The 12,403-nt window shown below is 55.6% G+C and carries 11 protein-coding genes; 2 read left to right on the top strand and 9 right to left on the bottom strand.

What is annotated here, in order from left to right; genetic code table 11:
- Nucleotides 1–109: 109 nt before the first annotated feature.
- The 6 genes from JUE67_RS10205 to JUE67_RS10180 form a co-directional block, all read right to left on the bottom strand.
- Entirely contained in the window at nucleotides 110–1,093 is a 984-nt protein-coding gene (locus tag JUE67_RS10205; RefSeq protein ID WP_203637145.1) for an aliphatic sulfonate ABC transporter substrate-binding protein, read from the bottom strand.
- Entirely contained in the window at nucleotides 1,093–2,628 is a 1,536-nt protein-coding gene (locus JUE67_RS10200; protein WP_203628229.1) for an AMP-binding protein, read from the bottom strand. Before JUE67_RS10200 ends, JUE67_RS10205 begins: the two co-directional genes overlap by 1 nt.
- Nucleotides 2,585–3,754: an acyltransferase family protein gene (locus tag JUE67_RS10195; protein ID WP_263974059.1), complete on the bottom strand. Its 1,170-nt coding sequence runs from the start codon at nucleotides 3,752–3,754 to the stop codon at nucleotides 2,585–2,587. Before JUE67_RS10195 ends, JUE67_RS10200 begins: the two co-directional genes overlap by 44 nt.
- 97 nt (nucleotides 3,755–3,851) lie before the next feature.
- Nucleotides 3,852–4,586, bottom strand: coding sequence for an ABC transporter ATP-binding protein (locus JUE67_RS10190; RefSeq protein WP_203628228.1), 735 nt, complete (start codon nucleotides 4,584–4,586; stop codon nucleotides 3,852–3,854).
- Nucleotides 4,586–5,398 carry an ABC transporter permease subunit gene (locus JUE67_RS10185; protein ID WP_203628227.1) on the bottom strand — a complete coding sequence of 271 codons (813 nt, stop codon included), beginning with the start codon at nucleotides 5,396–5,398 and terminating at the stop codon, nucleotides 4,586–4,588. The genes JUE67_RS10190 and JUE67_RS10185 overlap by 1 nt, the downstream gene beginning before the upstream one ends.
- 300 nt (nucleotides 5,399–5,698) lie before the next feature.
- Nucleotides 5,699–6,388: a YoaK family protein gene (locus JUE67_RS10180; RefSeq protein WP_203628226.1), complete on the bottom strand. Its 690-nt coding sequence runs from the start codon at nucleotides 6,386–6,388 to the stop codon at nucleotides 5,699–5,701.
- Nucleotides 6,389–6,786: 398 nt separating this feature from the next.
- On the opposite strand from JUE67_RS10180, the gene JUE67_RS12860 reads away from it, so the two are divergent.
- Nucleotides 6,787–7,434 (top strand): LysM peptidoglycan-binding domain-containing protein, encoded by a 648-nt coding sequence (locus tag JUE67_RS12860; protein WP_444542886.1) that lies wholly within the window; start codon nucleotides 6,787–6,789, stop codon nucleotides 7,432–7,434.
- Between the two features lie 60 nt (nucleotides 7,435–7,494).
- On the opposite strand, the gene JUE67_RS10170 is transcribed toward JUE67_RS12860, so the two are convergent.
- Nucleotides 7,495–8,838, bottom strand: a complete 1,344-nt coding sequence (locus tag JUE67_RS10170; protein WP_203628224.1) for a threonine/serine exporter family protein — start codon at nucleotides 8,836–8,838, stop codon at nucleotides 7,495–7,497.
- A 53-nt stretch (nucleotides 8,839–8,891) separates the two neighbouring features.
- Nucleotides 8,892–9,497: a TetR/AcrR family transcriptional regulator gene (locus tag JUE67_RS10165; protein WP_203628223.1), complete on the bottom strand. Its 606-nt coding sequence runs from the start codon at nucleotides 9,495–9,497 to the stop codon at nucleotides 8,892–8,894.
- A gap of 435 nt (nucleotides 9,498–9,932) precedes the next feature.
- Here JUE67_RS10165 and JUE67_RS10160 point away from each other — a divergent pair, with 435 nt between their 5' ends.
- Nucleotides 9,933–10,550, top strand: coding sequence for an ECF transporter S component (locus tag JUE67_RS10160; protein WP_203628222.1), 618 nt, complete (start codon nucleotides 9,933–9,935; stop codon nucleotides 10,548–10,550).
- A 44-nt stretch (nucleotides 10,551–10,594) separates the two neighbouring features.
- Here the strand turns inward: JUE67_RS10160 and abc-f are convergent, their stop codons facing one another.
- Nucleotides 10,595–12,097: a ribosomal protection-like ABC-F family protein gene (gene abc-f / locus JUE67_RS10155; protein ID WP_203628232.1), complete on the bottom strand. Its 1,503-nt coding sequence runs from the start codon at nucleotides 12,095–12,097 to the stop codon at nucleotides 10,595–10,597.
- Nucleotides 12,098–12,403: the final 306 nt, after the last annotated feature.

Here is a 12,403-nt window from a genome sequence, read left to right as displayed (position 1 = left end):
AATACTGGAATGAAGCCATTTAGAAACAGACAAAATTTTATATTATTTCATCTGTCAACTTGACAGGGCCGACCGCAATTACGCCGGCTTTTTACGTCTCATCGATCGATCAATTGAGATCTGCGACCGCGTCTTTGACGTCGATCTTTTTATCGATCACGCCGTTGTCATAAAAGACGTCGGCAATGGTCTGTTGCTCTTCGACAATGGCATCGGTCACCTTCCCCATTGAGTAATCGCGGCGATCGACCATTTTTGTCACAATGGTCTTGGACAACTTGAGCGTCTTGGCCAACATCGTGATCAGGTCGGACTTGTTGTTGTTCGCCCAGGTCATGTCAGCGGCCAAATACTTGATCAGAAGTTTGGACACGTCCTTGTTGTTCTTCTCGTAGCTTGCCGTCGTCAACAGGAAATCGCGGTTCTTAGCCAGCCCCGTGTCATCCACCAGCATCGTCGCATTTTGCTGGACTTCAGCCGTGGCGGTGTATGGATCCCAGGTTGCCCAGGCGTCCACGGTACCCTTGGCAAACGCGACACTCGACGCGCTTTGATCCATGTTCACCAATTTCACGTCATCCGTGGTCAGGCCGGCCTTCTTCAGCGCCTGCAGCAACATGAACTGCGCGGAGGTGCCCTTGGTGTAGGCGATCGTCTTGCCCTTTAGATCGGCCAGTTCTTTGATGTCGCCATCCTTTTTGACCAAAATACCGGAGCCTTTGACCTTATCGGAGCCGGCCGCGACATACACGAAGCCAAGGCCCTGTGCCTGGTCAGTGACCGGCGGCGTGTCGCCAAGGCGGGCATAGTCGATGCTGCCGGACCGCAGCGCCGTCGTCAGCGCCGTTCCGTCCTGGAATTCCTTGAAGACGACCTTGTAGCCCTTCGCCTTCATTTCCTTGGCAAGCTCACCGCGCTGGCGTGAAATGTCGACGGGATCCGCCTTTTGATAACCAATCGTGACCGTCTTCAGTTTTTTCGTGGTGCTGGCACTGGCGCCGCCATTTGAGGTCCAGTAGCCATAACAGGCAACCCCGATCAAGGCAAGGACAACAACGAGTAAGATCAAGAGACGTGATTTTTTCTGCTTCATTATTTATTTGCTCCTACCATCATGAGTTGGTCGCGCAATTGTGGCCGCAAAACTTTGCCTGTCGGGTTGCGCGGCATGTCGTTGACAAATTCAACACGCGTGGGACTTTCAAACTTGGCGAGATGATCCTTGGCATAGTCGAAAATGGCTTGCCGCTCATCCGCCTCGTTTTTACCAGGCGTCGTGGAGACCACCACCGCGGTCACTTCTTCGCCATAGAGTTCATCTGGCATGCCGATGACCGCCAGCTGTTCAATGAACGGCAATTCATTGAGCGTATTTTCAACTGCCGCTGGGGCCACTTTTTCACCGCCACGGGAGATGATCTCCTTTTTACGCCCTTTGACGTACAAATAGCCATCTTCGTCAAAGTAGCCGAGATCGCCGGTCAACAGCCAGCCATTTTTAAAAGACTCCAGGTTTGGATCCATGTAATGCGTGATCACGTGATCGCCGCGAATCCCGATCTCGCCAAGGACGTTTGCCGCTTTGGTGTGCGCGCCCGACGCGGTGAAGATCTCAACATCAGTGGCATACGGAATACCGGCCGAGCCGATCTTCGGGGCGTCAAACGGATTGATCGTGCACTGGCTCGCCGCTTCGGTCATGCCATAGCCTTCAACCACTTGGGTATGGAACCGGGCCTGAAAATCACGGAGCCGCTCTTGTGGCAGCGCAAACGAGCTTGAGCGCACATAACGCAGATGGACCTGGTCCTTGAGCCGGTCGTAGGCAGCATTAGCCTTGTCATTCAAAAGCAGAAACGAAATGATCGTCGGCACGACTGAGACCCAGGTCACATGGTCTTCGGCACACTGGTCCCAAAACCGGGAGGCGGAAAATTTCGGGGTGACCACGATGCGGGCGTTGACCACGCGACTCGAAAGTGTGGACATCACCTGGGCATTGATATGAAACATCGGCATGTTGATCATGGCGACATCATTTTCCGTCATGTGGTTCGACTTCGCATTATGCTGCGCCGCATTCAAGATCATTCGGTGCGTGAGGCCGACCCCTTTTGGCTTGCCGGTGGTGCCGGAAGTGTTCAGGATCAACGCCAGATCATCGTCATCTGGGGTCTGGGGCAAAGCCGGCTGGCGGGCACCAAGAAGCGCACGCGAGGTCAGCACTTGCAGGGTCGGATTCGAGAGCAGTGGCGCCGCCAAGCGGTCAAAGGCCGGCAGCGACCATGCCTCGGCTAATTCCGGTGTCACCAGCATCAACGGGTACCGATGCTCTTGCCAATCCGCCTGAAGCTCTGCGATCGGGGTGGTCGGTGAGATCGGATGAATGATGATGCCAAGGTCCCAGGCGGCCTGGTTGATCAGCGGAAAAACGGCTGAGTTTGGCAGGCACACCAACACCACATCTTTGCGGCGCAAATTGGCGGCGCGGAACACTTTTTTCAACGCGGCAACATCTTGCTGCATTTCCTGGCCGGTGAACCACCGGCCCATGCCTTCGTCTTTGATAATGCGACGAGTTTGATTATTTTCTAGCTGCTGCAACAGCAGTTCTGTCAACGCGGTCATGCGCACCGACTCCTTTTCGATTGTGTTTTAAAATATGCCACTGCGGCCGGCCGATCAGGATGCCAAATGGTGGCACCTTGAAGCAGAACCACGCAATGCCAAACGAGATGCCGAGCACCAGCAGATAGCCAAACGGAATCAGGACCAGCAGTGCCGTGTCCGACAGCGTGACTTGGGCCAAAATCGCTCGCAAGATGGTCAGGCCGATCGTTTGATCCAGATAGATGCCAAACGAGATCTTTGCCCCGTTTTTGACAAACGTTTCAAACCAGCGCGGAATACCATTTTTGCGCCAATCCGCATAGCGCTGGCCCAGCCAAAAGACGAAGATGATCATCATTGTGTCATAGATCAGCATGTATGGTTGATGCGGCGACACCGCGGCGGCATGCGTGCGGTCGAGCACAAGGCGGTTCCAGAAGTAATAAGGCACCGTCCCGATTGCCAGCAGCCCAGTCGCCGTGGCGATCGGCTTGATATGTTTGCGAATAAACGCGCTGACGGCCTGGTAATGCAGTGAGACATAAGTGCCGAAGATGAAATAGAACTGATAGGTGAAGACGTTGACGCCATATGCACGGAACCACCAGAGCCAATTGCTGCGATCGATGCTTGGCAGTGCGTATTTGATGAAGAACATCAGGCTCAACTGAATGAGAAAACTGATGATCACGATGCGGCCATGTGCGTGCTCGAAATGTTTGAACAACGCCACCATTAGCGGAAACAGCAGATATAGCTGCAGGGTGACCAAGATGTAGTACAGATAGAATTGATCGCCGTGAATCAGCGCGGACCAGAATGTCGCTGGAAAATTCGCCCAGGTGTAACCCGGCAACGACAACACCACTGCCAGAACAAGCAGGCCAAAATTCCACAGAAGATACGGCCAACCCGAGCCGGCGAACCGTTTTTTGAAAAACGTTGGCCAGTCATCGCGGTGATAATAATTCAGCGTCAACACCAGCCCGGTCATGAACATGAAGCCCATCCGAGTAAAATGAATCAATAAGTGTGTCGATAATAGCGCCATATGTTGCCAGCCAGTGGCGTTGACCATTTGCTGGGAAAAAGCGGTGGTCGAGTGATTCAGCAAGACCCCAAAGATGAAGAAGATCCGCATCATGTCGACTTCGTAAAGGTAAGGTTTCTTTTTTTTCGGCGTGGCCGCTGCCGGCGCATCGCCGGTCTGGGTTGTGGCGCTCGCCGTCAGCTTGGTACTATCAGTCACGAGCGGCCACCGCCTCTACTTGGGTTGGGTCGTCGTCTGGCCGCAAGATCACCTGAAGTACTTCTTCGGCGACCTTGGCCACGGTTTCAGCGTTTTGGCCTTTTGCCCCGGCGGCCTCATAGACATTGGTCCCGTTTTTGATCACAATGATTCGATCCGCCATGCGCGCCGCTTCATCGACATCATGCGTGATCAACAGGGTCGTCAGGTGTCCCTGGTCACAGACTTGGCCAATGAATTGTTGCATATTCCGCCGGGTCAGGGCATCCAGCGCGCCCAATGGTTCATCAAGAAGGAGCAGCTGTGGATCCGCCATCAACGCGCGAGCCAAGGCGACCCGCTGTTTTTGCCCCCCGGAGAGCTGGTTGGGATACTGATCGGCAAAATCCTTGAGGCCGACACTTGCCAGCGTTTTTTTCGCTTTGTCTTGCTGGGCCTTGTCGCTACTGTTGAAGGACAAATTATCCAGCGTGGTCATCCAAGGCAGGAGCCGGTCATTTTGAAACATGACACGCACAACGAGATCCGCCTGCGCACGGGTGATCGTCCCCGCTGTCGGTTTTTCAAGTTCGGCGATCAGGCGCAAGATTGTGGATTTCCCACCGCCGCTCATGCCGACCAAGGCCACGAACTCGCCGGGATAGATCGTAAAATTCACATCATGGAGCGCCGTCTTGTCGCCATATGTTTTGCCAATTCGATCAAGGGTGATCAAAGGTGTTTCCATCAGCCTTCGCTCCTTCCCGTTTGCTGCCAGCCGAGGCAAATATCTTCAAGCGCCTTGGCGATCAGATCAGAGGCCTTGCCCAGCAGCGCATACATCAAAATGCAAAGCAGGACGGTATCCATGTTCATGAATTCCTGCGCGTTGGTCGCCATATAGCCGATGCCGCTGGAGCTTGAGATCGTTTCGGCCACGATCAGCGTGGTCCACATCACCCCAAGCGCATAGCGGATCCCGACCAAGATCGTCGGAAGCGCCCCGGGAAAGATCACCTTCGCGAGCAGTTGGCGTTTGCTCAACCCATAGGCCTTGCCCATTTCGATGAGCTCCGGATCCACCCGCGTGATGCCGTGATAAGTATTGATATAGACTGGGAACATCACGCCGACCGCGACCAACGAGATTTTCGCGCCTTCGCCGATGCCCAACAAAATGATCACCAATGGAATAAGGGATAAGTGCGGGATGTTGCGGAGCATCTGAATCGTGGAGTCAAAAAGCGCGCGGCTGACTTTCGACAGACCATTTGCCATGCCGAGGATGAACCCGATCGACCCACCGATCGCAAATCCGGTCAACGCGCGAAACAGACTGATGCTGACATTTTTCATCAGCTCACCGGACGCGGCTAGCTTCACCCCATCTTGCAAAACAGCCAGCGGTGATGGCAGCAGATTGCTATTGAGCCAGCCTGCCGACACGGCCGCTTGCCATGCAAGGATGATCAACACGGGAATCACCCATGGTAACACCCGCTGCCAAGAAAGCGGTCTATGAGTTTTCTTTGTTTTCGTCATTCCTGTCACATTTTCCATCTCTTCATCTCCTGACGTATGAGAACAACATTAGAGCGAAAATGTGATAATAGTGTGAACTAATTGGGACAAAATCCCAAAAATATCGGGTGTTACTCTGCCGTGAATGCTGCTGTTTCGTCGCGGAACGCTGGGCATCAGAATCGAGGGCCAATGTAAGCGGCACCATGTGTCTTAATTCTGTGTAACCTCTCATTCAACAAACATTTGTTCTTTTTCTCTAACAAAGCACGTGCGCACAAAAAGAGGCGTAGGACCAATTTTCGTCCTGCGCCTTTCGCGTTTCTTCCTATTAATGAACTAATGAACGCGATCTGCCTGACGCGGTTGCCGCATCCGGGGCAAATGGCCGGCAACAAGTACCAACACCACCAGCCCAGCCGTCAAAAAGATCGTGGCTTGCTGCAACAATGGCTGCAGCGCCCCTGCCAACGCAACGCCAGCTAAAAAACCGAGCAGGACCCCGCCCATGTTGATCACCCGCAATTTAGCCAAGTGGTCCTTTCGAATCCAAAGATCATACAGCGCCTCGACAAATGTCCGGAGGTTTCCCGTCATCATCAATGGCGTGAAGGGTTTGCCGCGCAACTCGCGAAATTCCTGCAGTTGCGTGCCGGCCACCATCGAGAGTAACCCTGTCACCCAAGGCAGGTGCGTCAGCGTCGCAAGCGCACCGGCGAGCAGAATCAGGCCTAGCTCATACGCCAACATGACCGAGCTGCGCGTCCACCGCGCCGTTTTGGGGTACCGATGCTGAATCAGCCGTGCGATCAGCGTCCCTAACCCAAACATCACCAGTGGCGTGACATAATGCCAGGCTGCCTGCCACTGTCCGGCCCCAAGGTGAATCCCCAGCAAGATCAAGTTCCCTGTTTGCAGGCCGGCGAAGACTTGGCCTTGCGTCAGATACGTGTAGCCATCGAGACTGCCGGCGACCGCCGCCAGCCCCATCGCGACCAGTAATCTTGTGTAATCTGGTTGTTTTCGCATGTTCCCCCTCCTTTAAATACGCAGACTGTACCGCCATTTTCCCGCCAAGGCAAGTCACACGATTGTCATTTTTGTCATGGGTGCAAGAATGCAACAGCCTTGTGACAATGTTGCAGTTCGCGGTGCAATTGTCATCCCGTTGTTTTTTGACTGAGACCTGCGTCTTGTATGCTGAGCCTTGTCAAAAACGATAGGAGTGACCCAATATGAAAAACAAACCCATGACCTTCCTGTTCGCCACTGCCGTCACGCTCGGCGCCACCGCCCTTTTCGGCACGCGTCAACAAGTCAGCGCCAGCACTCAAGCCGGCAGTTATGTTGTTAAAGCCGGCGACACCTTATCCGCGATCGCCGCCACACAGCCCACAACCGTCCACCAACTCACAGCCGCCAATGCGCTGAAAGATCAAAACTTGATCGTGGTCGGCCAAACGCTCCAGTTGACCAGCAGCAAGGCGACAGCGGTAGCCAAAACGACGGCCACGCCCAACACCTACACAGTCAAAAGTGGTGACACCCTGTCCGCCATCGCAACCTCGACCGGGGTCACGCAAGCCACACTGATCAGCCTCAATCACATCTCGAACCCCAATCTCATCTATGTCGGGGAGAAACTGCAATTGACCGCCCCGGCGAAAACCACGGGGACGCAGGCCAGCGCTCAGACAACGGCTAGCGCCAACGCAACGACCCAAACCTCGTCCACCGCTACCACGACGACAACAACAGGCACCGCGACCACTGCGAAAACTTCGACCGCTTCGACATCCGCAACGACCAGTGCCGGCACTTACAAGCTGACTTTCTATGATCCGGCCGTGCTCGGCTCCTCGCTGGGCTACAGCGGGGTGGCCGCAAACCTATCCGTTTTTCCACGCGGGACCAAGCTCAAGATCACGCTGAGCGATGGCACCACCTGGATTCGGACGGTCAATGACACCGGCACCTTTGCCGCCAGCAATCCTCGGCAGTTAGACGTCGCAATGCCAAGCAGTTCGATTCCTTCCGCTGGCGTATTGTACGCGACGGTCGAAGTCATTGGCTAATCCATCTGTAAACTCAAAATCGGTCCGTCAGGCACATCGCTGGCGAACCGATTTTTTGCTTCAACTAATATGGCGCCATTTCGGATCCGTCAGCACGCGGGCCACCGCGAGCCCCAGCGGCAGTGCGATCACGATCAAAACCGCGCGCACCACCCAGGAGGCACCGACATCAAAACTCCCGCCGCCCAAGTTGAACATGCCACGATACATGTACAGGCCAGGCACCATGATCACGATCGCGGGCACCGTCAGCGAGATTCGCGGATACCCCGCCTTCCGATTGGCAAGTGAGGCCAACAGCCCCGCAAGCAGTGCACCGAGAAAAGCGGCTGCGGCCGGTGGCATCGTTAGATCGACCAATTCCAGCCGCAGCGTATTGGCACAAGCGCCGATGACGCCTGCGACCGCGGACATGGTCACGGGGCTATTGAACATGATCGAGAACCCAAAGACCCCGCAGAAGCTGGCCACCAAGCGAAAAAGTAGGAGCACCCCCGCCGACAATCCGAGCGGCAAAAAATTGGCCGGCGACAAGTGGACCAGTAAGGCAACAAGCCACCCAGTCACTGTGGCCACCGTGATCACCATGATCGCAAACATCCCGCGTTCGAGCCCCGAGCGCATGTCCTGCTTGAAAATATCGAGGCCGCTGGTGATAAACGGGAACCCCGGAATGACAAAAAGCATCGCCCCAATGTACCCGGCCTCATGCCCCGAGGCAATATGAAACCCTGCGCGAAGCAGCAAAAACAGCAACGTGTACGACAGACAGGCAGCCGCAACCGACAACGCGGTGCTGGCCATGACCGTGATGTGGTATCTCCCCATGACGCTACGCAGATAATTACCCACACCTGCGCCGACAAAACAGCACAACATCTCGATCGGCCCGCCGCCCAGCAAAAAGACGAACGCCGCACAAGCGAGTGCAGAGGCAAGCCCTAATTGAAGCGGCGAAAATTGGCCGGGCTGGTGCTGTATCTTGTCGAGGCGACTATGAATCTCGTTTGGCGTCAGCCCCAAACAGGCATCGAAGTGGTCTACGAACTGCTCCATCGCCGCAAGCTTTGCGGTATTCACTCCGCTTGCTGGCAACGACAATGTCTGGGAGTAATGATGCCCTTTTTCAAAACAGGAAAAAGACAAGGTGATCAGCCCAACATCCGCGGCGCACGTCAATCCAAGCGCACGCGACACCGTGTCCATCGCCTCGCGCACACGCCAAGCGCCGGTGCCACAGCTGAGCATCACAATGCCGACGCGGCCGACCAATGCGGCGCGCGCGGTGAGACTGGTCTCCCTGATCGGCGTGTCTTGGTCGTGTTCAAAACTGTGCCAGGGAATCGCCATGTGGTGATTCGGAGAGATCTTGGGTGTGGATGCGGGCTTTTCCGCGGCAGTCATGGCGCTTCCTCCTGTTGTTTCTGAAAATGTGGATAATCTTACGATACCACTTTTCAGCCGGCGGTGCGGGGCAGCAGTTGATTCAGCTGGGAAAATTGGGCGTCGATGCGGGCCTCATCGATGCCGCCGGTCAAGGCCATCACCGACAAGCCTTCGATCACGATCATGATATGCTCCGCGATCGCGGCAAGCGGCTGCTCCGCCAGCACCCCCTGCGCAACCCCTTGCTGAAGCATCACCATGATGGTCTCTTTGATCAATGCAAGCTGAGCGCGCTGGAAGGCATGATCCGCCGCCGTTTTATGCGTGAAATAATATTCGTACACCGCCTGAAGCAGGCCGCTGTCCACCCGGTGTAGCAGCCGCTCTTTTTGCCCGGCCAGATAGATCTGCCAGAGCTGCTCAAAGGCCGTCCCGGCTGCGATCGCATCTTGCATATCCTGCAGGCTGTGACTGTTGCGCTCACTGAGCACTTCGGTAAACAGCGCATCGATCGATGAAAAATACAGATAGATGCCGCCGCGGCTGATGCCAGCCTCATCGATCACATCCTTCATCGTCACATCGGAAAAGCCCTTCTCCTGAAAGACTGTTTTGGCGGCGCTCAGAATTTGGGCGCGCTTTTCGGCTTTTCGCTGTTCGTTAGTTCGCACTGGCATGTGTGAGACTCCTTTCAAGTTGGGCTTCGCGGGGGGCCATCAAACGCCCAGGAAACTACCTGCCCCACCATCCCGCGAGCTTCCGCACCCTAAAGTTGGGCTTCAGCTCGCATGACGGAAGCATCTAGGCGTCTCAAGCACTCGATGGCTAAGAACGCCATCAAGCGCTTGAGCCGACCTAGCTGTTCCGCCATCCCGCGAGCTTCCGCACCCTATGCAGTCGGGCTTCAGCTCGCATGGTCGGGACGTCTAGCTGACTCGGGCACTCGAGGCCAAGGACGCCTCAAGCGCCCGAGTCAAGCTAGTCGCCCGGCCATCCCGCGAGCTTCCGCACCCTAAAATAATTAGTGACATTACCGTCATTATATTCTATAATCGGCCTTATGAAAACTGGTGACACACGTGTCATTAAATTTATTTTCGTTGGAGCAAGCTATGAGCGATCGTCAACATACGTTTAAAATCGTGATTCGCGCTTTGTTTATTGCCATTATTGCCCTGCAGGCGACGGTGCCGATGTTCGGCTTCATTCCGCTTGGATTCATGTCACTGACCATCATCCACATCACCGTGATCGTTGCGGCGATCATGCTTGGGCCATGGGACGGCATTTTCGTCGGCCTCGTCTGGGGCATCATGACGATTGTCCGGGCCTACACCGCCCCGACGACGCCACTGGATACGTTAGTCTTCACCAATCCGTTGGTCTCCGTCGTTCCGCGCGTACTGGTTGGGCTCGTGGCGGCTCTGGTTTTCTGGGGCGTCTACAAGCTGGTGCACCGCGTGTCCGTGGCCAGCATCGTCGCCGCCTTTTTTGCCACTCTGACCAATACCATCGGCGTGCTATTTTTTATGGGCATCCTGTACACCGACCAAGTCGCCTCTGCGTATAAGGTCCCATCAAGTGGCCTCTTGAAGGTCTTGGGTGGGCTGGTGCTGACGAATGGCATCCCCGAAGTGATCGGCGCCGTGATCATCACCCCGCTGATCGTCGCGGCCCTAAGCGCAGCCACACATATCAAGCCTTGGCGCACCGCAACAACGATCGCCTGAGCACAAAAAAACCGCAAGCAGAAATTTGTGCTTGCGGGGTTTTTTTACCTATTAAGTGGCTTCAGCGGCACGACCCGCGTCGCTGTTTTGGCGATGAAATCCTGGTCATGCTCGACAAACAGCATCGTGGGCTGATACGCGAGAATGCTGGCGGTCAGTTGATCCTGATTGAATAGATCCAAGTAATTCACCGGTTCATCCCAGATCAGCAAATTGGCCGGGGTTGCCAGTGACTTGGCCAACTCCACTTTTTTCTGCTGCCCCATCGACAGCTGCTCGATCGGTGTGGCAAATGCATTGCGCTCAAGGCCAAGCTTGCGCAGGTTGTTCAAAAACGCCTCAAGATCGAGTTGGCGGTTGGCCGCAAAATCCTTCAGTAGGCCACGGTTATCGGGATAAAGCTGACGCACCTGGCTAATGGTCACCGACGATTTGAGCACGACCGTTCCCTGCACCTCGCCGGTAAACTGCCCCAAAAGCGCGGCCATCAGGGAGGACTTGCCACTGCCATTTGGCCCGACGATCGCCAAGCGCTCCCCGCGATGCAGATCAAAGCTCAGCGGTTCAAAAAGGGGCTTCCCATCATAGGCCAACGTGAGCTCGGAAACAGACAGATAGACCTCGTGGTGATCCGGCTGTGTCGCAATCGTCAGCGGCGCGACTTCTTCGATGTTTTGTAGCAAGTGCGACTTATCATCGATTGCCTTATCCATGCGGTGTTCCAGGTTCTTACGTTTTTGCATCACCCGCGCCGCCCGCGCCCCGATGAAGCCAGTGTCTCCGATCGCCCCACTGCCGCGTTTATGCGGATCACCGTATTTATCTTTTTCGCGAGTCGCCGCCCAGCGCCCTTTTTCCGCCGCTGTTTCGCGGAGGCGTCCGATGTCTTTTTTCAGCTTCGCGTTTTCAGCTAACTCGGCGGCGTCCTGCTGCTTCTTAGCCGCCTCGTAAACGCTATAATTGCCCTGCGTCAGCGAGATCTTGCGCTTGTCGATAGCCAGCGTGTGATCGCACACCGCATCGAGAAAATGGCGGTCGTGGCTGACCACGATGAAGCCCTGCTTCAACTTCAGGTAGGCCGCCACCTTGGCTCGGCTCGCCGCGTCTAGGTGGTTGGTCGGCTCATCGATCAAGGCAAAATGCGTCGTGTCGGTAAAAAGTAGCGCCAGACGCACCTTCGTCTGCTCCCCTCCGGACAGCGAGGCGTACGGCCGCCACAACACATCGGGGTCGACCGCCAGCAAATTGAGCTCCCGTTCCAGTTGCCACTGCTCGGCCTCACTGATCGCCTGCATCGCATACAGCGTCAGCTGATCTTCATCCTCGATCGGTTGGGGAAAATAATTCAGCGGCACGGGCACCGTCAGCCGGCCCTGATATGGCAGCTTGCCCTGCAGCAATTTCAAAAGCGTGGTCTTCCCCCGCCCATTGCGGCCCACCAGCCCCAACCGCCAAGAGGTATCCAGGTCAAAGCTCGCATCGTCAAACAGCAGGTCCCCCTGGCCGTCATAGCCAAAGGTCAAATGCGAAAGTGAGATCGTCGTCATCTGCATCATCCTTTCCTGCAAAGAAGGTGCACGCGATTTTTTTCCAAAGGCAGTGTGCGGAAAACGCCAGCCGGACTGGTCCGTTTTTTGCCACTGTTGGGCTCCGGCCCGCATGGTGGAAACGCCTAACTGTCTCTTGCACGGATGGCGATGCGCGCCAGACGCGCCGAGCTCAGTTAGTCGTTCCACCAGCCCACAGGCCGCCGCACCCTACAAAAAAAGGCGCGGCTGCCCGCACCAGTTGCGGAAGCCATTGACGTCGCCATTGGAAAAAAGTCGAGATTGCGCCAATTCTTTGCGCGACTC

It is taken from the genome of Lacticaseibacillus mingshuiensis (genome assembly GCF_016861785.1).
Lineage (GTDB): Bacteria > Bacillota > Bacilli > Lactobacillales > Lactobacillaceae > Lacticaseibacillus > Lacticaseibacillus mingshuiensis.
Note: the sequence above shows the minus strand (reverse complement) of the source record. Positions and strands in the feature narration are given on the sequence as shown.

Bases quoted from the DNA above. Each gene is read 5' to 3' on its own strand.
- JUE67_RS10160 (WP_203628222.1), top strand. From the start codon at position 9,933: ATGAGCGATCGTCAACATACGTTTAAAATCGTGATTCGCGCTTTGTTT.
- abc-f (WP_203628232.1), bottom strand. From the start codon at position 12,097: ATGACGACGATCTCACTTTCGCATTTGACCTTTGGCTATGACGGCCAG.
- JUE67_RS10180 (WP_203628226.1), bottom strand. From the start codon at position 6,388: ATGCGAAAACAACCAGATTACACAAGATTACTGGTCGCGATGGGGCTG.
- JUE67_RS10165 (WP_203628223.1), bottom strand. From the start codon at position 9,497: ATGCCAGTGCGAACTAACGAACAGCGAAAAGCCGAAAAGCGCGCCCAA.
- JUE67_RS10205 (WP_203637145.1), bottom strand. From the start codon at position 1,093: ATGAAGCAGAAAAAATCACGTCTCTTGATCTTACTCGTTGTTGTCCTT.
- JUE67_RS10195 (WP_263974059.1), bottom strand. From the start codon at position 3,754: ATGATGCGGATCTTCTTCATCTTTGGGGTCTTGCTGAATCACTCGACC.
- JUE67_RS10185 (WP_203628227.1), bottom strand. From the start codon at position 5,398: ATGGAAAATGTGACAGGAATGACGAAAACAAAGAAAACTCATAGACCG.
- JUE67_RS10190 (WP_203628228.1), bottom strand. From the start codon at position 4,586: ATGGAAACACCTTTGATCACCCTTGATCGAATTGGCAAAACATATGGC.
- JUE67_RS10170 (WP_203628224.1), bottom strand. From the start codon at position 8,838: ATGACTGCCGCGGAAAAGCCCGCATCCACACCCAAGATCTCTCCGAAT.
- JUE67_RS10200 (WP_203628229.1), bottom strand. From the start codon at position 2,628: ATGACCGCGTTGACAGAACTGCTGTTGCAGCAGCTAGAAAATAATCAA.